The organism is Pseudoalteromonas sp. A601 (assembly GCF_002165575.1).
Taxonomy (GTDB): domain Bacteria; phylum Pseudomonadota; class Gammaproteobacteria; order Enterobacterales; family Alteromonadaceae; genus Pseudoalteromonas.
In genome coordinates, this window is record NZ_MXQF01000008.1 from 150,265 (window position 1) to 174,353 (window position 24,089).

Below are 24,089 nucleotides of genomic sequence, written 5' to 3' on the forward strand. Positions count from 1 at the left end.
ACTGGGCTTTTTTATGAAACGTAAACGTATTTATATCGCTTACACTGGCGGTACCATAGGAATGAAAAAATCAAGCCGCGGCTATATTCCTGCAGAAGGCTTTTTGACCGAAACAGTGGCTAATAACGCAGAATTTAACCGTGATGAAATGCCTTTTTTTGACATTCACGAATATTGCCCTTTGATAGATTCCTCTGATATGTCTCCTGAACATTGGCAGCTCATTGCCGATGATATTAAAAATAAATACCAAGACTATGACGGTTTTGTTGTACTTCATGGAACTGACACCATGGCTTATACCGCGTCGGCATTATCTTTTATGTTTGAAAACCTCACTAAACCTATTATTGTGACCGGCTCACAAATTCCATTATCACAACTTCGCTCTGACGGACAAGTTAATTTACTTAATGCCATGTACTTAGCAGCTAACTACCCAATTGCTGAGGTTAGCTTGTTTTTTAACAACCAGCTTTTTCGAGGTAATCGAGCTACCAAAGCGCACGCAGATGGCTTTGATGCATTTGCATCCCCAAATTTAGACCCTCTCGCGCTCTCTGGTATCAACATACAATTATTAAAAGGGCAACTTAGCCCCTATGTTGAAAACGAACTCCAAGTAACCAATATCACCCCACAACCTATTGGCGTTTTATACCTTTACCCAGGTATTAGCCACGCTGTAGTTAAAAGCTTGGTTAACGACAACATAAAAGCATTGGTGTTATTAAGTTTTGGTGTAGGAAATGCCCCTCAGGACCCTGATTTTTTAGACATACTATCTAGTGCCAGTAAACGTGGTATGGTCATTATTAACCTGACTCAGTGCTTAAAAGGTCATGTCAATATGGGTGGCTATGCGACAGGGAACGCCTTATTAAATATTGGCGTAATAAGCGGCTATGATATGACACTAGAAGCATGTTTAACTAAACTGCATTACTTATTCAGTCAGCAGCTTGAAGTGGAAACCATTCGTCACTTAATGCAGGATAATTTACGAGGTGAACTGAGCCGTTAAATATAATGGCTAAATAGATAGAAAAAGCACGCTAAATAGCGTGCTTTTTGTTTTTAGAGCTAGTTAAAATTAACGAAATACGCGGCGCAAACCAACTAGTGGCAGCAATAGTAAGGTATACCATGGGAAGCTTGCTGATTGACGCTCATAGGTCTCTGTTTCTGGATCTGTACAACTATCGACTTCACCATCAATTGGGGTTAGCTTGACTGCTACAGAAACACTTTCGTATTCTATATCGCCGTTGATATCAGTAACTACACCGCCTAATGTATCTGTTTTTTCAACCGTTTTGGTTGCAACACCAAAGATTTCGTTGTTGTTATTAATAGACTTCGCCTCTGAAACAACGTATTTGTAACGTGTTTCACCGTCTTCCTCATAACAAGGTAGCAAGTCGTTAAGGTTAGTAATGCTATCTTCACCTATCTTATACAAGAAACCTTCGCGACGACGAGACCCAACATTAAATACATCAGTTTCACCTTCACCTACAATATAACCATTATCATTAATATCATTGGCAAATGAGCTTGAGCTATTAAAGTAATCAGTCGGAAAAACCGTGCTACCCGATGCGATATCATGATAGAAAAATTTAAACCGTGAGGCACCTTCAATATACTTAGTAGCGTAGCCAACTATTACATCATTCTCATTGATGCTAATAGCTTTACCACCAAACCAATCATCTTCTTGATCGACTATCTCTGTAACATTACCATCTTTAAAATAAACGGGTAACGATAAAATGGTGTCAGAGTCTTTTACATATCGAACTGAAGAATAGCCTACTGCTATACCGTTTTTATTAACCCCTACCGCATTACTTATAAATGCAGCACCCTCATCTTCATCCGGTGTCAATCCAAGGCCGAGTATTTCAGTATCAACGATATTCAAACTAGAATCCAGTTTCCACTTGACTGCCCGTAAGTCAAATAATTGTGACGATGAACTTCTGTGTATATTTTCTATACAAACACTGATTAATTCATCTTCTCCATCACAGTTATCATCAATATTTTCTTGTCTATCTTCAGGTATCCCCGTTGAAACCTGGCCTACTACTGTGTAGCCACTATTAGTCTTTACGATATCACCGGCTGAACTAATACCACCATATTCATCAAAATCAGGGAACAATGGGAACGCTACACCTGAGTCAGAAATAACAACACCGCGAGAAATAAACTCTCGTTCAAAATGGGTTTCTTCCTTATCTTGACCATCTGGTGTGAATAAAACTTTTTCATAAGGTGCACTGCCCCAACCTACTGAAACACCATCATCGGCAATGGCGTTATAAATGTTACTGGTTGAACGGGTTAAACCACTAAAATCAACAGAACCAATATCAAAAAACACTTGTTCTTGCGCTGGTGAACCATCCTCTGAAAATCTTATCGCAGCAAGGTTGGCGAGCTTTTGATATTCAGAATTAGTTGCCTGTTTATTAGTTAAAAAAGAAAGCATAAAGCTGTGTGCATCAGAGTTTGTTGCCGCAGCGTTTTTATTTTGAATATCGTCAAGCGTGAAGCTTATTTCTTTCTTAATTTGCTTAAAGTACTCTTCTCGCTCACGATAAGCACTTTCAATTAAACTGTCTGTAAAATCAATATAACTAACATCAATAGGTAAATTATATAAACCATTTACTAGGCCAATCATATGGCCGTTTTCACTTACGTCTGTAACATAACTATGTTTTGCTTCATCAAATGAACCAAGTTCGGTCAATTGGTAAGTAGCACTTAAAGCTGATGTGCTTATTGTCGCTAAAATACTGGCAGCGAGTAATTTATATTTCATTTTAGTCCTTACTACTGATTCTTTAAATCTTCAAGTTCTTCCCAGCGCTCTAACGCGGTTTCAAGGTCAGACTCAAGTTGTGCTAAATGGTTCAATGCTTGAGAAGTAATGTTTGCGTCTTGTTTGAAAAAGTCTGCATCATTAACAACCGCTTGCTGATAATCTATTGCTTGTTCAAGTTGCTCAAGCTTACTGGGTAATTGCTCTAATTCAAGCTTTAATTTGTAAGAGAGTTTATTGCCCTTACTTTCGTCGTTTTTAGCTGTTTTAACCGCAGGCTTTTCTGCTTTTTTAACGGGTGCCGCCGCTTGTTTTTTTTGCTCTTGCGCAAGGTAGTTTACATAGGCTTCATAATCACTATACCCACCTACCATATCAGTAATAGTACCGTTACCTTCAAACGCCCATACACTGGTACATGTGTTATCAATGAACTCACGGTCATGGCTTACAATAAGCACTGTACCTTGATATTGATTGATAATATCTTCTAATAATTCGAGTGTTTCGATGTCTAAATCATTGGTTGGCTCATCCAGTACCAAGATATTTGATGGTTTTAAGAATAACTTAGCAAGCAATAAGCGGTTTTTTTCACCACCTGACAATGCCTTAACGGGTGTACGAGCACGCGCAGGCGGGAATAAAAAGTCTTGCAAATAACCAAGCACGTGACGCGAACGCCCGCCCATCATAACTTCCTGCTTACCTTCAGCAACGTTATCTTGCACGGTTGCTTCTTCATCAAGCTTTTGACGATATTGGTCAAAATAGGCAAACTCTAAGTTTACGCCTTGTTTGATATCACCACTATCAGCAGCTAAATCACCAAATAATAACTTTAATAGTGTCGTTTTACCGATACCATTGGGGCCAACCAGTCCAATTCTATCGCCACGCATTACTAGAGTAGAAAAGTCATCAGCAATCACTTTATCTTTGAAAGCATGATGAATGTGCTTCGCTTCAAATACAAGCTTGCCTGATCTATCCGCAGTTTCGATATTAAAGTCAGTTTTACCTACCTGCTCTACACGTTGCTTTCGTTCAACGCGTAATTGCTTAAGTTCACGTACTCGCCCTTCATTACGCGTACGACGTGCTTTAACACCTTGGCGGATCCACGCTTCTTCTTCAGCTAAACGCTTATCAAAAAGCGCATTTTGTGTTTCTTCAACTTTTAAATCATGCGCTTTTTGCTCAAGATAAGTCGCGTAATCACCTGGGTAAGAAATCAGTTTACCTCGGTCTAAATCTAAAATGCGGGTCGCAACCGCGCGGATGAATGCACGGTCATGAGAAATAAAGACAATTCCACCTTTAAACTCTTTTAAAAATTGCTCTAACCACATAACACTGTCCATGTCTAAGTGGTTCGTTGGTTCATCAAGTAATAATAAATCAGGCTCACTGACAAGAGCGCGTGCTAATGCAACTTTACGTAACCAACCACCTGAAAGCGATTCAAGTTTTGCTTCTGGTGAAAGCTCTAAACGAGTAAGAACAAGCTGAATACGGCTATCAAACCGCCAACCATCCGCTGCTTCTAATTGATTCGATAAGCGCTCTAATTGGTTTAATAATTTGTCGGTGCATTCAGTTTGTAGTTGAGTACTGACATGATGATAATCAATAAGTAAGTTTGCAATTTCAGGCATACCTTGAGCAACATAATCAAATACAGTACCACTGGCGCCTTTTGGCGGATCTTGCTCTAAACGAGAAATTTTGATGCCGCCTAGCTGGTTAATTTCACCATCGTCTAAAATAACTTGGCCATCTAAAACTTTTAATAAAGTTGATTTACCTGCACCGTTACGACCAACTATACACACTCGCTCACCGGTTTCTATCACCGCATCAGCGTCATCTAATAATGGGTGTGTACCGTAAGCTAATTGCGCTTTTGAAATTCTGATTAAATCCATGTTGTTTATGTACTCTTTTATGCTGTTTGCGTAAATAACTGACGCACTTGTTGCGCAGTAAATGGCCAAAATAACATTTGGCCATTTTCGCTTTTTAAAACGGGTATACTGATTTGATACTCGGCAATGAGCTTTTCGTCACTCATTATATCCACCAGCTTTAAATTCTGCTCGTCTTGCAATAATGGGACGATTAACTCATGGGCTTGCTCACAAAGGTGACAGCCATCGGTATGGTACAAAGTCCAATTAGCCATGCGTAATTAACCAGCTATTATGAATTTGCTTATTACGTTTAAAGTCTGGCGATAATGTTTGTTCTGAAATATTAATCGCTTTGAGCCCTAAACCGATTAAGCCAACCTCATCCATCGCAAAACCACGTTTGTTATTTGAAAATATAAGTGTGCCTGATGGGCTAAGAATCTTTTTCACCCAGGTTAGTAACTTGATATGATCTCGCTGTACATCAAATGCATCTTTCATTCGCTTAGAGTTTGAAAATGTTGGCGGATCTAAAAAAATCAAATCATACTGGCTTGTTGCATATTCTAACCATTTTAGACAATCAGCTTGCTCAAAACGGTAGCGAGTATTACTAATATTGTTCAACTCAAAATTATCTTGCCCCCACTTTAAGTAAGTTTTAGATAAATCAACAGTCGTAATCGCTTTAGCTCCACCAAGGGCGGCATGCACAGAAGCAGTTCCGGTATAGGCAAATAAATTCAAAAAGCGTTTATCTTTGGCATTTTGTTGAATATAGCGACGCGCTAAGCGGTGATCTAAAAACAAACCTGTATCTAAGTAATCAAACAAATTAACTTTAAATTTAGCACCAAACTCTTCAATTACTTGAGTCCGGTTTTGCTTAGCCATTGGGGTGTATTGTTCCTCCCCTTTTTGTTTTTTACGAACTTTTACAGCGATATTTTCTGGGGCAATTTTAAGCTGCTGAGCGGTTAAAGTGATCACATCTTGCAGGCGTTTATGCGCTGTTGCGTCATCAATCTCTTTTGGCGCGGCATACTCGAAGATAACTGCTGAGTCACCATATACGTCTACTGCCACGTTATATTCTGGGATATCGGCATCGTAAACGCGGTACGCTTGCACATCATTTTGCTTGAGCCAGTTTTTTAAACCTTGTTTGTTCTTTTTAACACGGTTTGCAAAAGACATTGAGCCTTCAAAATTAAGCGCAGGCTTATCTTCACTTGTTTGACTGACTTGCTTATCGTCTAACTGATATAAATTTAATACCACATCAAGCGGTCCATTTTTAAATTTATAACGTTTAAGTTTAACTAATTTTAAAAGCTTAAAGAGGCTTTCATCCATGCCCAAAAGAGCCAGCTTCCAATTATTAAAGTGCTTTTTAAACCCCGTGCCTAAACTACGATGTAAATCAACCAACTCTGCCATTGAACCTATACGTTCACCATAAGGTAAGTTTGAAATCACTACACCAGGTAATTTTGCAACAGATGTCAGCTTAGTGGCATCACTTTGCTTAAATTTAATAATATCACCGAGCTCTGCGCGCTTGGCATTATCGACGGCTTTACTTAACACCTGCCCGTCGTAATCATGGCCAATTAGCCATAATTTAGGATCTGTAATTTGAGCAATAAGCTCTTCTCTTAATGCATTGAATTTCGCAACACGAAAGCTTGGCAGTCTTTCAAAAGCAAACCCTTCACGAAATAAGCCTGGGGCTTCATTTCGAGCCATACCTGCGGCTTCAATTAAAATAGTGCCAGCACCACAACATGGATCAAATAAAGGTTGTTGTACATTATCAAGCCAACCACTGCGCTTAATAAGTGCTGCAGCTAAGTGTTCCTTGATAGGTGCTTTACCCTGTCCTTCACGGTAACCACGTTCAGACAAACGCGGGCCAGAATAGTCGATGTACATTGCCACACCTTGTCGAGATAAACGCGCTACCACACGCACGTTAGCATCTTGCTTATCAACATTAGGACGCTGTTCATATAAATCATTGAAGTAATCAACAATCGCATCTTTGATCACAAGGCCAGAGAACTGCGTATTTTTCAATGAATCATTCGTGCCATTAAAATCAACAGCAAAAGTCTGAGTCGGCCCAAACCATTCTTGCCATGGTTGTAGACGGGCAAATTTGTACAGGCTATCTTTGTCATTAACGCCTTCTTTTTCTTCAATCAACATCATAACGCGGGTCGCGAAACGGCTCATTAAACATACTTTTTGTGCTAGTGTTGTATCCGCGTCAAAACGCACAGAGCCCACTGTTTGCTTGGTGACAGTAGCCCCAATTTCAGTAAGTTCATCAACCAATAAATTTTCGATTCCGATAGAAGTAAGCGCGATAAATTGCAAAGTAAAAACCCTTAGTAGCTAATTACGCGGGATTATAACATAGGTTGGCATACAAACACGTGATAAAGGGGTTAACAATAAAAAATTTGCTTAGGCTGTTTTACTGTTTTGTGCGTGGGTATAAATTGGGTGTACTCGATTGTTAAGTACACGGATTGCTTCAAACTGGTTCAAGCTCAGGTTTTCATCTAGTTGATAATGCTCAGACAAACTAATACACAAGGATGCGTCATCACTGTGGTCAATTATTAAAAATTCTCCCGTTTGAATACGAGATTGTAACTTAATTATTGCCTCTACACTTGGCTCATGGCCTGTATACGGTTCAAAAAACCAACTTTTAGCAAGCACAGGTTTTAAATGAAATTTTGCCGCAGTAGCATTAAGCGCAATCTGACAAAGCTGGGCTGCTTGCCATAAATTAAAACCATCAAGATATTGATATACTTGCTGATAAAAAGCTGCATCTTCTAAACTAAAATTAGGCTCCGATAAAGCGCTGTCGGTAAGTTGTCGAAGTTTATAAGGCGTGCACAATTGCATATCTTGGTCTAGATCGACCAATAAGCGATTATTTGTAGGACAAGCTATCCATTTCCATTGTTTTGATGCTTGTAACATGTGCTTCCCCATTGCTCCTAAAACTTACTGCATAAATGAGGATTATAGCGGCTTTTGACCATTTAATAAATATTTTATTAGAACATTTATTGAACGATCAAAAGCTTAGATAACTGATCCTTATAAGCCCGAGAGGATCGTTTTTACCAATTGTGGGCCTTTATATATAAATCCTGTGTATACCTGTACCAGATCAGCCCCGCTGGTAAACTTCTCCTTTGCACTGGCAGCATCGTCAATCCCACCTACACCAATAATAGGTAGCTTGCCTTGTGTAAGACGCTTAAGCTCTTTAACCACTTGGGTTGAGCGTGCGCGCACAGGTTGACCAGATAAGCCTCCTGCTTCATTAGCGTATTGCTGTCCTTGCACTGCTGTACGCTCAAGAGTGGTATTTGTGGCAATCACTCCATCGATCTTATTATTGATCAAAGACTCACTAACTTGGCCAATTTGCACCTCATCCAGATCCGGCGCAATCTTAACTAGCATAGGTACTTGCTTATTATGTTTAGCAATTAAATCAAGCTGCTCGTTTTTAAGGCTCTGTAAAAGGTCATCAAGTGCTTCACCATATTGTAAATCACGTAGCCCTGGGGTATTCGGTGAAGAGATATTTACTGTAATATATGACGCATGTTCAAATACTTTACGCATACAGTGAATATAATCGTCTTTGCCTTGCTCATTTGGGGTATCTTTATTTTTACCAATATTGATCCCCAAAATTCCATCATATTTAGCCGCCTTGACGTTATTTACTAAATTATCAACGCCTTTATTATTAAAGCCCATACGATTAATTATTGCGTTTGACTCAGGTAAACGGAAAATACGTGGTTTGTCATTCCCCGCTTGTGGCCGTGGTGTAACAGTACCTACTTCAATAAAACCAAAGCCCATTTGCGAAAATGCATCAATACATTCAGCATTTTTATCAAGTCCTGCTGCTAAACCTACGGGATTTTTAAACGTTAAACCCAAAAAATCAACTGGGCGATCAGCCACTGATTGCGACCACGCGGCACTAAATGGTGTATTAGTAAAGCGGCGTAAATTATGTAATGCAAACTCATGGGCCCATTCCGCATCACGGGTGAACATAAAACGGCGAGCAAGATCATAAAACATTAAAAAATCCTCTATATAAAAAAATACCCCAGACTAGGCTGGGGTATTGTAAGCTATTAACTCATTATTATCACGTTAGAAAACGCGTAAGTTATTTTGCCGGTGTATCACAGTTATGGCTAAGTAACATAAGTTCACGTAATGCCACAGAGAACTTGGCAAAGTCATGACTTTGCGAAGTCTTAAACTCTGCTAACATTTGCTCCCAACGTTTAAGTAATAAATCTTGGCTGTCCATCCAATGATCTATTTGACTATCAACGTCTTTGTCATCGCCTTCAAAGCCATTAAGTACCACTTCAGCAAGTGTACGTTGTTGCCAATCTAGCTCTTCACGGTACGATGCACGAGCAAGGGCTTGCCAATGATTTGCCACAGGCTGGTTGGTTATTTGTTCTAAGAACCAATGTAACCCCATACGTGCACCTAGTTTGAAGTAGGTATTAGACACCATATCAATACTGCGTCCAGAATTATTAGCAACCTCTGCTAAATCCATTACTGAGAACAAGCTTGATAGTGCAACAATTCGTGTTGCTAAATCAGCAGGTACGCCACTTTGGGTTAATTTTTCTGCAGATTGAACTAAACGCTCGCTTTCTTTTTCTACCATATAGCTATTTAAATTTTCGCTTAAATCGCTAAATGTAGGTGCAAAGAAGGCAATGGTTTGTTCAATATTTAACGCTTTATTACGATGACGTAAGAACCAACGTGTAGCACGGCGAACAGTACGTCGAAGTTGGTATAACATTTCTGTTTGCACCGCCGCAGGGATCTTATTATCAAGCGCTACTATTGCATCCCATGTATCACTCATTTGGAAAATTTCATTCGCAACAGAATAACACAAGGCAATTTCAGCTTCGTTTGCGCCTGTTTCTTCTTGCATGCGCACCATGAAATTCAAGCCCATATCGTTAACAATATTGTTGGCTAATTTAGTGGCGATGATCTCTTTACGCAGTGGATGGTTATCCATTGCGTCATTAAACTTCTCGCGTAGTGGAGCTGGGAAAGAGTTAACTAAGAGTTGGCGATAATACGGGTTTTCAGTGATCTCTTCTGTTACTAGGGATTCTTTTAGCACCATTTTAGAATATGACACTAACACTGATAACTCTGGACGCGTTAAGTCTTTACCCGCTGCAGCACGTTCCGCAAGCTCTTCGTCTGTAGGAATGAATTCAATAGCACGATTAAGTTTGCCATCTTTTTCAAGGGCATGAATAAAGCGTACTTTCTCTTTAAGAGTTGAAGAACCTTTAGATTGAGTAATCGAAAGCGTATGTGTTTGGCGATAACAATCTTCTAATACTAATTCAGACACCTCATCGGTCATAGAGTAAAGTAATTCATCACGTTGTTTACGTGTTAAATCACCCGCCGTCACTAAACCGTTCAGTAAAATTTTAATATTAACTTCGTTATCTGAGCATGCAACACCGCCCACGTTATCAATAAAGTCAGTATTAACACGACCACCTTTAGCAGCAAACTCAATACGACCTAATTGGGTCGCGCCTAAGTTACCGCCTTCACCAAATACTTTCGCACCGAGTTCGCCACCATTAATACGTAGCGCATCATTTGCCCGATCGCCTACATCTGCATCACTTTCCTTGCTGCTCTTAATGTAAGTACCGATACCACCGTTCCAAAGTAAATCAAATTCCATCATGAGTGATGCTTTGATCAACTCGTTTGGTGTCATGCTGGCTTTTTTAGTGCCCAACATTTTTTTCATTTCAGGGCTTAGACTAATTGATTTAGCCGCACGAGAGAAAACACCACCACCGGCAGAGATTAAATCTTTATTAAAGTCTTCCCACGATGAACGTGGTAGGTTAAATAAACGCTCTCGTTCTGGGTAAGTAGCAGCTGCATCTGGCGTTGGATCCACAAAAATGTGCATATGGTTAAATGCCACTTGCAAGCGGATATGCTTAGATAACAGCATACCATTACCAAATACATCCCCTGCCATGTCACCAATTGCCACAACGGTAAAATCGGTTGATTGGCAATCAACATCCATTTCGCGGAAATGACGTTTAACCGACTCCCAAGCACCACGGGCTGTAATACCCATTTTTTTATGGTCATAACCCACTGAACCACCTGATGCAAATGCATCACCGAGCCAGAAGTTATATTCATTCGCAATGCCGTTTGCAATGTCAGAGAAAGTTGCAGTGCCTTTATCAGCAGCAACGACTAAATATGCATCATCTTCATCATGACGAGTTACATCAACCGGCGGCACAATTTCACCTTGAATGATGTTATCTGTGATATCTAATAAACCACGGATAAAGATTTTGTAGCATTCTTGGCCTTCTTTGAAGAATGCCTCACGCTCGCTCGGTAATTGCTTACAAACAAAGCCGCCTTTAGAGCCAACAGGGACTATTACTGTATTTTTAACTTGTTGTGCTTTAACCAAGCCAAGTACTTCAGTACGGAAATCTTCACGACGATCTGACCAACGCAAGCCACCACGAGCAACTTTACCACCTCGTAAATGAACACCTTCCACGCGAGGTGAGTAAACAAAGATTTCGAATGCCGGTAATGGTAATGGCATATCTGGGATCAAGCTAGGTTTCACTTTAAACGAAACATATGATTTAAACTGACCTGTTTCATCTTTTTGGAAATAGTTAGTACGTAACGTGGCAATAATCATATCAACGTATAAACGTATAATACGGTCATCATCTAGGTTAGCGACATTCTCAAGTTCAAGGTAAATTTGCGCAGCAAGCTTCTCGAGTGTTTTTTCACTCGCAGGATTTTTAACAGAAAACTTTTTAGCGAATAGATTTACAATCTGAGTAGCAATATGCGGGTAATTTGCAAATGTACTTTCAATATAAGTTTGCGAGAAAGTAACACCGATTTGGCGCATATATTTAGCGTATGCACGTAAAATAGACGCTTCACGGCCTGTTAAACCACCCATTAACACTAAGCGATTAAAGCCATCATTTTCTAAACGATTACCCCATACATTGGTTAACGCTGCACGAAAACGCGCTGACACTTTATCAAAATCTGCAACGCCTTGATTATCAAGTAACATTGAGAAATCCATGATCCAGTTTATACGACCATCGCTGGTTTTAACTGAATAAGGTGTTTCACCAATTACACGCAGGCCAAAGTTTTCAAGCATTGGCATGACATCTGATAAATGGATAGGTTCATCTTTATGGAATAAGCTTAAACGTACAATGTTGCTATTCGCTTCTTCTTGAGGGCGGTAAAACAACATTTCTAACTTGTTTTCATCGTTTAATAATTCAAGTTTTTCGATATCGACTACCGCAGCACTTGGTAATACTTCATCTTTGTAAGCACGTGCAAAACCGCTGCAGTATTTACGGTTCAGATCATTGCCACGAGCTTCACCTGCAGATTCGAGCAACGCTGCTTGCAGTTTATCTTCCCAAGTACGGGCCGCTTCAATTAAATTGTTTTCGATGTCTTTCACTTTATATTCGATATTGTTGTTAGTCACACGCACAGTGTAATGAGTTCGTGCCAATGTAGACTCAGAGAAGAAAGTAGTAAATTCGACTTTATCGTCAGAATTAAATGCGTTCGCTAATATTGATTGTGTTTCACGTCGTAGCGCTGTGTTATAACGCTCACGTGGTACATAAACCATGCACGAGAAAAAGCGCCCATATGCATCTTTACGCACAAATAAGCGACACATATCACGCTCTTGCACTTGTAATACACCCATTGCAACTTCTAACAGTTCATGCTCGCGAGCCTGAACTAATTCATCACGTGGATAGGTCTCTAAAATATTTAACACCGCTTTGTATGCATGGGTACCTTTAGCAAAATCACACATTTCCATAATGCGGTTAATCTTACTTTTTAATACAGGTACATCAACAGCACTGTTATTATAAAAACTAGAAGAAAATAAACCGATAAAGCGGTCTTCACCAATCACATTGCCTTTATCGTCAAAGCGCTTAACACCTACATAATCAATATAGGCAGGGCGATGAACGCGAGACAGCGAGTTAGTTTTTGTTAAGATAAGCTGGTTACTGCTACGCGCCTCAAGACGAGCGGCTTCAGGCAGCTCTGATAATAAACGGGCATGCTCATCAGTGGTGTTTTTCATTAAACCCAGGCTAGTATCCATCTTGCCTTGCAACTTATAGTCGCCTTGCACTGGCTCTAGGTCATATTGGCGATAGCCCATTAGGGTAAAATTATCTTTTACTAACCAATCTAAAAACTCGACGGTTTCTGCAACTTCAACTTTGTTTTCAACATTTTTACGCTTTGGTAGCTCTTTGCTTACCGCAATTAGCTTTTCGCGGATTGGCTGCCAATCTTCCACAGCAGTTGATACATCAACCATGACCGATTCAAGCTCTTGCTTAAATGAGTCAATCACTGACGAATCCGTTTGACGATCAATTTCAATAAAGAAAACTGTTTTAGTAGACGTTGATTCTTGATCGACTTTTAAATTGGAGATAGCAGATATTTTACCATTTTTATCACGTTTTACTTTTAATGGAGAGTGTAAAAGTAAATGCGACGCAATATTTGCTCGATTCATGGCCATACGTACAGAATCAACTAAAAATGGCATGTCTTTAGCAATGATTTCAACAATCGTGTGAGACGACTGCCAACCATCTTTTGCTACTTCTGGATTGAAAACACGGATCACCGCATCATCAGAGTTATTTTTTTCTAGCGAGTTCCATAGGCTAAGTGCAGCGCCATATAAGTCACTATCGTTGCGATGTGCCAAATCTTCTCTAGACATATTGCTGTACAAGGACTTGGCAAATTTCTCAACGAGTAACACATTATCAGCGTGAACTTTTTTCTGGATTAGCTTGCAGACATTATCTAGGATAACCGAGGCTTGCCCTTCATTTTGTGTCATTACATGTTCCTTAAATCTATACCCATCTAAAATAGAGGGGAAATTTGTACAGCAATTTATATTGTGTGGAGTCAGCTAAATTCTAACCCTTTTAGAACTAATAAACAGCCCTTTCGATGAAAACATTTTAAGCATTTCAGCTATTTGGTCATCTATTCACAAATTATAGATATAAATGGCCATTACTGGCCATTTAGGAGCAAAACTATTCACATTATTTTTTCTGGTCAGTCCAGAGTAGACTGCCAATAGCGGGTAATAACAACACAGCACCCAACATATTTACCAAGAACATGAAGGTTAGTAAGATGCCCATATCGACTTGGAACTTCAAATCAGAGAAAATCCATGTGCTCACACCAATCGCTAACGTTATACCTGTAAATAAAACCGCACTACCACGTTCAGCTAATGCATTGCGATAAGCAATAGGTAACGCGACACCTTGCTTTAATTGCCCCATCATTGATGACAAGATATAAATCCCGTAATCAACCCCGATACCCACACCTAACGCGATAACAGGTAATGTTGATACCGTTAACCCTATTTGTAATTGCACCATTAACGCTTGTGCTAATGTCGATACAACATACAAAGGTAAAACAACTGCAATGGTTGCTTTAACGCTCTTGAAGCTGATCAAACATAATATGATGACCGCACCATAAACATAAATCATCATTGGCAGTTGGGCAGCTGAAACCGATTCATTTGTTGCTGCCATCACCCCTACTGGGCCAGACGCTAATTTAAACTGCAATTTATCTGTTTTCTCTTCAGCAGCAAATTGTTTAACACGGGCTATTACGTTATCAATCGTTTCAGCTTTATGATCATCTAAAAAGATAATAACCGGCATAACTGAGCAATCACCATTTAATAAGCCGGTGCTTGTTTCTACTCGCGCACTGGCTTGAACTAAGCTTGCGGTATTGCGCGGTAAGGTTTGCCATTTTAAATTGCCCTCGTTATACCCGGCATTTACTGACTGTGCTACCGAACTTAAACTGACCGCAGATTGAACGCCACTTAAGTTCTCAACCTTATATTGGAATCGACTAATACGTTCCATTACATCATGCTCAGTACAAGCTGCTGGGTACGCCTCAACAATAACTTTTAATATATCCGAGGAAATCGTGTATTTGTCCGATATTAAAAAGGTATCTTGGTTGTAACGAGCATCCTGATGTAACGACGGCGCGCCAGCATGCAAATCACCAATGCGCATTTTGTCTGCTTGCCAATAACCAACCGCAAACAGCACCAAGGTTAATGCGATGATTACTTTTGCAATTTTAGGATCCGTCGCTTTTACTAACAACTCACGCAGAGCATCTAATACATTTGGTTTTGCTGTGTTGCCCGCTTTAATTTTTACTGTGTTCTCAAAGCGCATGTACGACGCCCAAACAGGGAGTAAAATCAAATTTGTAAAAATAATAACAGCAACGCCTAAACTAGCAGTAATCGCAAGCTCACGGATAATGCCAATATCTATAGTAAGTAACGTTAAAAACCCTACCGTATCTGAAAGCAAAGCAATACCACCAGGTACCAATAACGCCCTAAAGCTTGATTGGCAGCAAATACGGGTACTACGGCCCTCAGCTACTTTCTTACCTATGGCATTTATCATCTGCACACCATGACTTACACCAATAGCAAAGACTAAAAATGGCACTAATATTGACATAGGATCCAGACCAAACCCTAAGCTTGAGAGCAAGCCTAACTGCCACACCACTGCAATTATTGAGCAGGCAATGGGCAAAATAGTCAGTTTTAAGCTGCCACAAAACAACCAAACCATAATAAAAGTAAAGGCAATAGCAATAGCAAAAAACAGCACAACCCCTTTTGCACCCTCTGCTATATCACCGGCCATTTTAGCAAAACCAATAATATGAATACTGACTTTATCTGTACTTAATGGCTCACGAATTTGCGTTTCTAGTTTTTGTGCAAAGGCCAGTGTATCGAGCTTTTCTTGTGTTTGCGGATCAGTTTCTAAAAGTTGTGCGCTCACCATGGCACACGAGTAGTCAGACGCTATCATTCGGCCTACAACTTTGGCTTTTTCGATGTTTTCTTTTACAACACTTAAGCCCTGTTTGTCAGCCTTAAAATTAGCGGGGATGATTGGCCCACCAGCAAAACCATCTTCAACAACTTCAACAAACCGAGCACTAGGAGAGAATATTGAGTTAACCAAGGGACGGTTAACGCCTGGAATGAAATATAATTGATCGTGTACGGCTTTTAATTGAGTAAAAAACTCAGGATTAAAAATGTTACCACTGTCATCACACACCGAGATTAAAATACTGTTTGCGCCACCAAACTGTTTTTCATGCTTTAAATACACTTTCATGTAATCATGATTTAGCGGAATATTTTTGTTAAAAGATGCATCAAGCTGAATCTGTGTTGCCTTAAATGCCAGAACACAACTGATCACAGCAAAAGTAATAATCATCATGAGGCGATGACGAAACACAGCCTTTTCTAAAAAGTCTAATAAACCCTGCATTATGGAGTCATCTCCTTCACTTTAATGCCATTTTCTGATGCCATAATAAGTTGTTTTTTGAATAAAACAGCATCTAATATTGATTTACCATCTGGTAATTGCTCTAAGTTAAGCGTGCCACCTTTATAGTGAAAAATGACCCCGCTATTTGCTAATAGTAGCCAGCCATCTTTACCAGTATCCAAAATACTGTTTACTGTTGCGGTTTTATCATTGTGAATATGTTGCCAATTAGTTTGCGCGGTGCGAGTAAAAATATTACCTCTTAAACCAGCAACAAGCTCTTCACCTTGCGTATTTTGTGCGTATGCAAAAAAAGACCCTGGGTAAATTTCTTCATCTCGTTGCCAAGTTTTACCGTTATCTACACTGTGTGCTAATAAACCCATTTCACCCACCAGCATTAATTTATTATCTGCTTTAAAAATTCGATTGAAATGTGGGAGAATAGAAGCCGTTTCCGCCTCATACCCTTGTGGGTCTGTTTCTTTGAGATCATTGAGGTAATCACGGTCCTCTGCAAAAAGCAGGCTATCTAAAAATCGTTTGTTCCAATTTAAGCCACCGTCAAAAGTTTCATAAAACATACCATAAGCACCAACCGCAAAGCCGTGCTGCTTAGTATTAAATAAAATATCTAAGCATGGTTTATCAAGCGACTCTTTGACGTGTTGCAGTTGCCATTTCTCCCCACCATCTGTGGTGTTAATAATGGTGGCATCATGGCCGCATGCCCAACCTTGTTGCGAGTCAATAAAATTGACTGCTGTAAGTAAAACTTGTGTTGGCACTGTTGCTTGCTGCCACGTTTTAGCATCAGCACTGGTAATAACTGTCCCATGCTTGCCAACTGCAACAAGTTTATCACCATTAAATTCAATATCAGTTAACAGTGTTTTATCAGCCTTTGTTGCGCTTATTGCAGGCAGAGGCTCTGCTGCCGACAGTACAAAAGTAAGACTTGCTAAGGTACTTAACCCTGCATAAAGCAAATACTTCATAGTTTAAAATCGCCTTGAGGAGAGTGAGTTTGAAAAAGACATGCAAATGGAAATACCAGAGCGTGTCAGAAAGACAAACGCGGCTTGAAAAAGGCACCTAACTTATTAGGTGCCAGTTAAATTTTAACGACCTGCGCGACGTAACGCGTTAGATGTAAATTCATTATCATTAAACGATTTAGAAAAATCGTACATCTTTTCTTGGTTATCTAAACCAATTGCTAGATAACGGCGAGAGTTCAAATCATGATATACGTCAAGCGTGCTCCAGTTTGTTAATGCATCATAGTAGTTTAGGCCGTGTGCCATAGCCACACGATACATCTGGTCGCGGTTATCATAAATATCAGTTACATGAATTTGCCAGCTGTCTTCATCAATATAAAAAACACGCTTTTTATAGATATGACGAGTGTCTTCTTTTAAATCTGCTTCTACCACCCAAACACGGTGTTTTTCATAACGCACATGCTCAGGGTTAATGTGACCGGCCATTAAAATATCATCATACTCTAGCTTATCACTGTGTAATTTATAGCTGTTGTAAGGGATATAAAGTTCTTTTTTACCTTTTAGCGTCCACGAATAACGATTAGGTGAGCCATTAAACATATCGAAATCATCGGTAGTACGTAAGCTATCAGCTGCTGTACCCGGTGCGTCATAAGCAACATTTGGCGCACGACGAACACGACGTTGACCAGTGTTATAAGTCCAAGCTTGGCGAGGAGTTAAAATTTGGTCCATGGTTTCATGCACTAACAGTGCAGTACCGGCAAGGCGCGCAGGTTGTGTCACTTTTTGTTTAAACTTAAACAGAATATTAGACTCTTGAAGCTCGGCCGGCGTTGCTTTTGGATCAGAGTACTTAACAAGTAGCTGCTCATCAAAACCAACCATATTATAAGAGCCCGATGCGGTTGGGGCTGCTTGACCACCAAAACGTTCAATCGACAAACCACGATAACGTAATAAGTGGTTCCAAATAGCTTCTAAACCATCTTTTGGAATGGGAAAAGGAATACCAATGGCGGTATTTTTTATACCATTACCGCCTTCAATTAACTCTGCAGTTGGCGCATATTGCTTCGTAGCATCATACACAAATTGTGGGTTAGACGCGCTACGGTGAGTTTTGTAGATATTCATCTTAAATGTCTCTGGGTAGGCTTCAAATAAAGCTACTTGTCCAGGGCTTAAATTTTCTTTGTACTTATCAACATTTGATTTGTCTATTGTAAAAAGTACTTTGTCATCGGCATAAGGATCTGGGTGATGCATACCAGGTGTATAACCAGCAGGTGCTTTTGTTATACCACCTGTCCAAGCTGGAATAGAGCCATCTGCATTTCCGGCCTTTTCAGCGCCAACAGGTGTTAAGTCTTTGCCTAAACGTGCAACTTCTTCTGCAGACATTTTTGCAACAGCTGACGTAGTCGAAAGTAAACCACAAACAGCTAATGCGATGAGGGTAGGTTTTTTTATCATGATGATACCCTTAAATTGAATATTTAATATTGAAAGAAACGTAATCACGGTCAGAGAAAGTATTTGTTGCGCCACCACCCCAGAAAGAGTTGTAGCTGAAGTCAAAAGACCATGCATTTTGGTAATTAAAGTTGGCAGTTACACCCAATGACTTGCGATCCTCAATAAATAGGAACATAGGGTCTGGTGTAATACCATTTACGTCATGTGAAAATACAAAGCGAGGTGAGAAGTTAACCCCTTTAAAGAAGTTATAATAATCACCTTTGGCGATTAAACGATAACCCCAAGCAGATGCCGTCGGGAATGGGTTCGTTTCTGGGCCATTTGATAAACCTAAGTGAAGTGTTGAATAATCATCGCTGCCTGGGCCCGTAATTACACCACTGCGCCCAGTACCAGAAACATTTAAACGCAATTCGTCATATTCAGGCATGTTATTAATTCTAACACCGCCAACTTCACCCACAACAGCCCAACTATCAGCACCAAGCGATGGTCCAAACAGGTGTGTTGCTGTAAATTGAAGCTGTGCTGTGTTTCTTAAAATATACCCAGCAGCTAAGTCACCAGGCGCAACAGCACTACTAAAAACAGTCCCATCTGGGAGTTTTGTTTTTGCATCACCTGGTACCTGTGATATGCGTTCTAATTCAGGGTTTAGGCCAGCAGCAGCTAATTGTTCAGGCATACCTGCGTACAATAACTCCACGTCATCAATTTGCAATGGTTCATCTTGGCGAAACGCAAATTCACCAGCAAAAGCAGTTTCACCTAATGATGTATTAAAACTAAGCCCATACAATTTGATATCTTCGGGGTATTCTAGAACCCCCTGAGTAAATGCATTTAGGCTTGTAACGTTATCAGCATTTATAGTGTTCTCTAAAATATAGTTAATATCTTGTCCTAAAGAATTAACTTCAACTATTTTCTCTATTCCGTTCTCATCTAATTCAATTTTTTTATCGACGAAGTTAGAAACTTTACCCGAAATTAATGGTCGACGACTATGGTAGTTAATATGATACAGTGCAACTTCCGTGTCGTTTAATTCAGGTAAGAACATACCTAAGCGTAGACCGTACTGACCGCCATTTTTGGGTTCAAATTTACCAGCATTTCCTTTCCCTTTAAGTGCAACCTTAGTTGGGTAAGCTAGATACATCTTTTCCATCATTTCTTTACCTTGATCACTGGTTGGATCAACACCTTGTGATCGGACAATATCATCTAAGCTGTTTAAACTATTTGTTAAGAACTCCAAATCAATATCAGGGTTTGAAGTAAAACCTAATTGGATATTCTGCTGATAACCATTTTCAGAGGCAAAGTCATTAGTTGAAAAATAACTACCGGCAGCAGGCAAGCGTGTTTCATGCCATTCATATTGATAAAAAGCTTCAAGGTTTAAATTTTCAGTTATGCCTAAAGACGCCCATAACATACCTACAGGGATAAACGCTTCTTTAAGTTCTGCACCAGGCGCTTTTAAACGATCTATATCAACAGGGTTAACGTTAATACCATGAGAGATTAAAGTACTTTCCCCCCAGTTAACCACTTGCTGACCAAGGCGGATTGAAAGTGGGTTATTACCATCATTCAAATCAAAATTGGCCCAAACATAGGCATCAAGTAAACGCAGATCAGCACACACTTGCTCTTTAGTGTCGTCGTCATCACATGGATCGACGCCACCACCTGATGTTGGATTAACATAGGCGCGGTCGCCATCCATTAATTCAAAATCATAAAAATACATAAAACGAGTAAATAAGCCAAAATTGTCTTTGCTTATAGATAGGTCATGTGTGCCTTTGAGTAACTTAGAAAATGATTCACCGCTATCAAAGTTCAAATCTCCTGCATCACCATTATTAGAATAAGCACCGGGTTGTGCCCACACATCTTGTGAAGAATAAACAATGTTGTTAATTGAAGGGTTATAACCAGTCCAATCAAGTGCAGGGCTATTACTTTTACCAATCAGCGCAAAGTCACGGTCTTCTATACGTATGCTTTGTCCATAAGAAAAGTTTGAATCGAACGTAACATCAAAGCCACCAACATCAAAGTTAGCGGCTTGAGCTACGCCAGTGGATAAACCTAACGAAGCAGCTGCTAGGCCTAAAACTATTTTGTTTTTAACAAAAAGCGATCTTCTTATCATTGTGTGTTTCCCCCTGTCGCGGGTCATTTTGTGATCAAGTTGTTGTTTTTAGTGTAGTAGTAACGATAGAACCGAAACATAAAAATTACAAATAGAACGCGTTGAAACAACCATTAATTTACAATTTAGTTAGCGTTTACGTAATGGTAAGACGTCCTACCAGATAATTTATACACGTAAATTAACAATAGGACAAATTGAATTAACAAAAAGATAATATAAATGTGGAATATTTTAAATTTTTTAGCTTACTCGCTCAAGCCTAATAAATTGATTTTCGGCTGTAAGCAACAACCTAAACCGCCCTCTAACCCCCAAAGATGAAATAAAAGGTCGCAAATGATGGGCAGCAAAACGTACTGTTTTACCACCATCTTCAGTTACTTGTACTGACGTATATTTACCATCGTAATAATCCATACACTGTTTATACGTCAGATTTAGTAAAAAGTAATACTCGCGCATGCTTAAGCTAATGCTTTCTCAACTTTCTCAAATAAATCATCACTGAGATTTTCCAGTTGTGACAATCGCTCTAGCTGAGCTTTCATTGCCATTGAACGCGTATCATCGTAACGCCGCCATGACATAAATGGTGTAAGCATTCTTGAGGCATTTTGTGGATTTATCGCATTGAGTTTAATCAGCAAATCGCCTAATAGCGCATAACCTGCTCCATCAATACGATGAAACTGTGCAGTATTAAAGTGACTAAAACTACCAACCAGGGCTCGTACACGATTTGGATTCGAAAAATCAAAGCAAGGGTGTTCATACAAGCTTTGAATATGTTTTATGGCATCAGGCTTACTTTGCATAGCTTGTAATGCAAACCATTTATCCATAACCAGTACGTCATGGCGCCATTGACCATCAAAACCATTTAACAATTCATCTGTTAACGGGTGCTGTGCTTTGACTGCTGCACTTAATGCCGCTAGTACATTGGTCATATTTGTTGACTGAGCAACTTGCGATAGATATGTCGTTACGCGATTATCTTCAGTTTTAGCCAAATAATGTAAACATTGCCCTTTTAAAGCTCGAACAGCAACTGCATTGGCATTGATTGAGCCATCATCATGAAGTTGATTATAACAATTATGCAGTGCTGACTGCAGCTCTTGAGCCAGCTGCAGTTCGAACCTCTCAGTGACATTTAAGATGCTATCTACAGGGATAACATCAAACTCTGCAGCTAATGTATCAAAACTTGGCAGTTTTAACAGTTCTGCTGTCAGAGCTAAATCACCCTCTAAATTATTAATTAATGCTGTAAATACACTAATAACAGCATCACTTAACTTCACTTCTGTTGATGAAGCTATCGCCTGCTTAACTGCCATAACAAAGAGTTTTTGCTGTGCATCCCAGCGCGAAAAATCGCTACGCGCATAACGCATGATATGCAATAAACTGGCTTCATCCGTTGTTTGCTCAACAATACAAGGCGCTGAAAAGTCCTCTAATAACACCGCAACAGGACTTTTAGTTAAACCATCAAATTTAAATTCTTGCGAGCATTCAGTAACATTAAGTACAGAATCAAGCTCTTTACCATTAAATGATAAGGTAATGCTCTGCCCTTTCTCATCTAGTAACTCGATTGCAAATGGAATATGTAAAGGCGCATTATCGGGTTGATTAACAGGTGCAGATTGCATAACAGATAAGGTCAAAATACCCTTGTCTTTATCAAAATCTTGCTTAACACTTAAGCGAGGCGTACCTGCTTGATTATACCAACGCTTGAACTGTGTTAAATCAATGTTCGACGCGTCTTGCATTGCTGCTACAAAATCATCACACGTGACCGCCTGACCATCATGGCGCTCAAAATAAAGTGTCATACCTTGTTGAAACTTTTGCTCACCTAACAAAGTGTGCATCATACGGATGACTTCAGCACCTTTATCGTACACGGTTACCGTGTAAAAGTTATTCATTTCAATAACTTTTTCAGGTCTAATAGGATGAGACATAGGGCCTGCATCTTCACTAAATTGGTGTGTACGCATCACTTTTACAGCATCAATTCGATTAAGTGCACGAGATCCTAAGTCACTACTAAATTCTTGATCACGAAATACTGTGAGCCCTTCTTTTAACGATAGCTGAAACCAGTCTCTACAGGTTACGCGATTACCAGTCCAGTTATGGAAGTACTCATGACCCACAATAGATTCAATTGTATGATAATCTTTATCAGTGGCTGTTTCTTGATTGGCTAATACACATTTAGAATTAAATATATTCAGGCCTTTGTTTTCCATCGCCCCCATATTGAAGAAATCAACAGCAACAATCATATAAATATCAAGGTCATACTCTAGATTAAAGCGCTCTTCATCCCATTGCATAGACTTCTTAAGTGAGGCCATAGCATGAGGGGTTTTAGGCAAATTCCCTTTATCTACAAACAAAGCTAGTTCAACATTTCGTCCACTTTTAGTCACATAATTATCAGTTAAAACATCAAAGCTTCCCGCAACTAAAGCAAACAAATAGCTTGGCTTTTTAAAAGGGTCTTGCCATTTAGCAAAATGTAGGCCGTCGTCAAGTAAGCCTTCATCAACTTTGTTACCATTTGATAATAAATGCTCAAATTTTTGCTCAGCAATTATCGTTACATCAAAACTGGCAAGCACATCAGGGCGATCTAAATAGTAGGTTATTTTTCTAAACCCTTGCGCTTCACACTGGGTACAATAAGCCCCACCCGATAAATACAGACCTTCTAAGGATGAATTAGTATCCGGCGAAATATTCGTCACAATCCTAAGCTGACAACTCTCAGGCAAGTTTTTAATTATTAGTTGTTCGTTCTGCTGTTGATAATCAGCGTAATCATCCCCGTCAACTTGAACAGAGAGTAACGTGAGATCAATACCGTCTAGTATTAAATCAGCTTTACTCTCATTGGTTCTGACAAGTTGTAATACAGACGTTACTTGCGTTTCAAGTGGACTGAGTTTAAATGTCAGATCGACATGCTCTATATTAAAATCGGGGGCTTGATAATCTTTTAGATATTGTGCTTGAGGTTTATTGCTTGCAGTCATAGGTAAACTCCAC

The 24,089-nt window shown here is 39.6% G+C and carries 14 protein-coding genes; 1 reads left to right on the forward strand and 13 read right to left on the reverse strand.

Annotated elements, in window-relative coordinates:
* Window positions 1-13 precede the first annotated feature (13 nt).
* Complete coding sequence (ansA, locus tag B5G52_RS08650) at window positions 14-1,024, forward strand: asparaginase (protein ID WP_087532268.1); 1,011 nt, start codon at window positions 14-16, stop codon at window positions 1,022-1,024.
* 69 nt (window positions 1,025-1,093) lie between these two features.
* Here the strand turns inward: ansA and B5G52_RS08655 are convergent, their stop codons facing one another.
* The 13 genes from B5G52_RS08655 to pepN form a co-directional block, all read right to left on the reverse strand.
* Window positions 1,094-2,836 carry a DUF3466 family protein gene (locus B5G52_RS08655; protein WP_087532269.1) on the reverse strand — a complete coding sequence of 581 codons (1,743 nt, stop codon included), beginning with the start codon at window positions 2,834-2,836 and terminating at the stop codon, window positions 1,094-1,096.
* 11 nt (window positions 2,837-2,847) lie between these two features.
* Window positions 2,848-4,764, reverse strand: coding sequence for an ABC transporter ATP-binding protein (locus B5G52_RS08660; RefSeq protein ID WP_087532270.1), 1,917 nt, complete (start codon window positions 4,762-4,764; stop codon window positions 2,848-2,850).
* 17 nt (window positions 4,765-4,781) lie between these two features.
* Complete coding sequence (locus B5G52_RS08665) at window positions 4,782-5,021, reverse strand: glutaredoxin family protein (RefSeq protein WP_087532271.1); 240 nt, start codon at window positions 5,019-5,021, stop codon at window positions 4,782-4,784.
* Window positions 5,014-7,131, reverse strand: coding sequence for a bifunctional 23S rRNA (guanine(2069)-N(7))-methyltransferase RlmK/23S rRNA (guanine(2445)-N(2))-methyltransferase RlmL (gene rlmKL, locus B5G52_RS08670; protein WP_087532272.1), 2,118 nt, complete (start codon window positions 7,129-7,131; stop codon window positions 5,014-5,016). Before rlmKL ends, B5G52_RS08665 begins: the two co-directional genes overlap by 8 nt.
* 90 nt (window positions 7,132-7,221) lie before the next feature.
* Window positions 7,222-7,752, reverse strand: a complete 531-nt coding sequence (locus B5G52_RS08675; protein ID WP_087532273.1) for a cell division protein ZapC — start codon at window positions 7,750-7,752, stop codon at window positions 7,222-7,224.
* 120 nt (window positions 7,753-7,872) lie between these two features.
* Window positions 7,873-8,883 carry a quinone-dependent dihydroorotate dehydrogenase gene (pyrD, locus tag B5G52_RS08680; protein ID WP_087532274.1) on the reverse strand — a complete coding sequence of 337 codons (1,011 nt, stop codon included), beginning with the start codon at window positions 8,881-8,883 and terminating at the stop codon, window positions 7,873-7,875.
* Window positions 8,884-8,974: 91 nt separating this feature from the next.
* The gene (locus B5G52_RS08685; protein ID WP_087532275.1) at window positions 8,975-13,816 is read right to left on the reverse strand and encodes an NAD-glutamate dehydrogenase; all 4,842 of its coding nucleotides are present in this window, start codon (window positions 13,814-13,816) and stop codon (window positions 8,975-8,977) included.
* A gap of 214 nt (window positions 13,817-14,030) precedes the next feature.
* Window positions 14,031-16,352 (reverse strand): RND family transporter, encoded by a 2,322-nt coding sequence (locus tag B5G52_RS08690; RefSeq protein WP_087532276.1) that lies wholly within the window; start codon window positions 16,350-16,352, stop codon window positions 14,031-14,033.
* Window positions 16,352-17,353: a YCF48-related protein gene (locus tag B5G52_RS08695; protein ID WP_087532277.1), complete on the reverse strand. Its 1,002-nt coding sequence runs from the start codon at window positions 17,351-17,353 to the stop codon at window positions 16,352-16,354. The genes B5G52_RS08690 and B5G52_RS08695 overlap by 1 nt, the downstream gene beginning before the upstream one ends.
* Window positions 17,354-17,476: 123 nt before the next feature.
* A complete protein-coding gene (locus B5G52_RS08700) occupies window positions 17,477-18,841 on the reverse strand; it encodes a DUF1329 domain-containing protein (protein ID WP_087532278.1) in 1,365 nt (454 codons plus the stop codon).
* Between the two features lie 10 nt (window positions 18,842-18,851).
* Entirely contained in the window at window positions 18,852-21,014 is a 2,163-nt protein-coding gene (locus B5G52_RS08705) for a DUF1302 domain-containing protein (RefSeq protein WP_087532279.1), read from the reverse strand.
* Window positions 21,015-21,257: 243 nt separating this feature from the next.
* The gene (locus B5G52_RS08710) at window positions 21,258-21,479 is read right to left on the reverse strand and encodes a DUF2835 family protein (RefSeq protein WP_087532280.1); all 222 of its coding nucleotides are present in this window, start codon (window positions 21,477-21,479) and stop codon (window positions 21,258-21,260) included.
* A gap of 2 nt (window positions 21,480-21,481) precedes the next feature.
* On the reverse strand, window positions 21,482-24,076 hold the full coding sequence (gene pepN, locus B5G52_RS08715) for an aminopeptidase N (RefSeq protein WP_087532281.1): 2,595 nt from the start codon (window positions 24,074-24,076) through the stop codon (window positions 21,482-21,484).
* Window positions 24,077-24,089 lie beyond the last annotated feature (13 nt).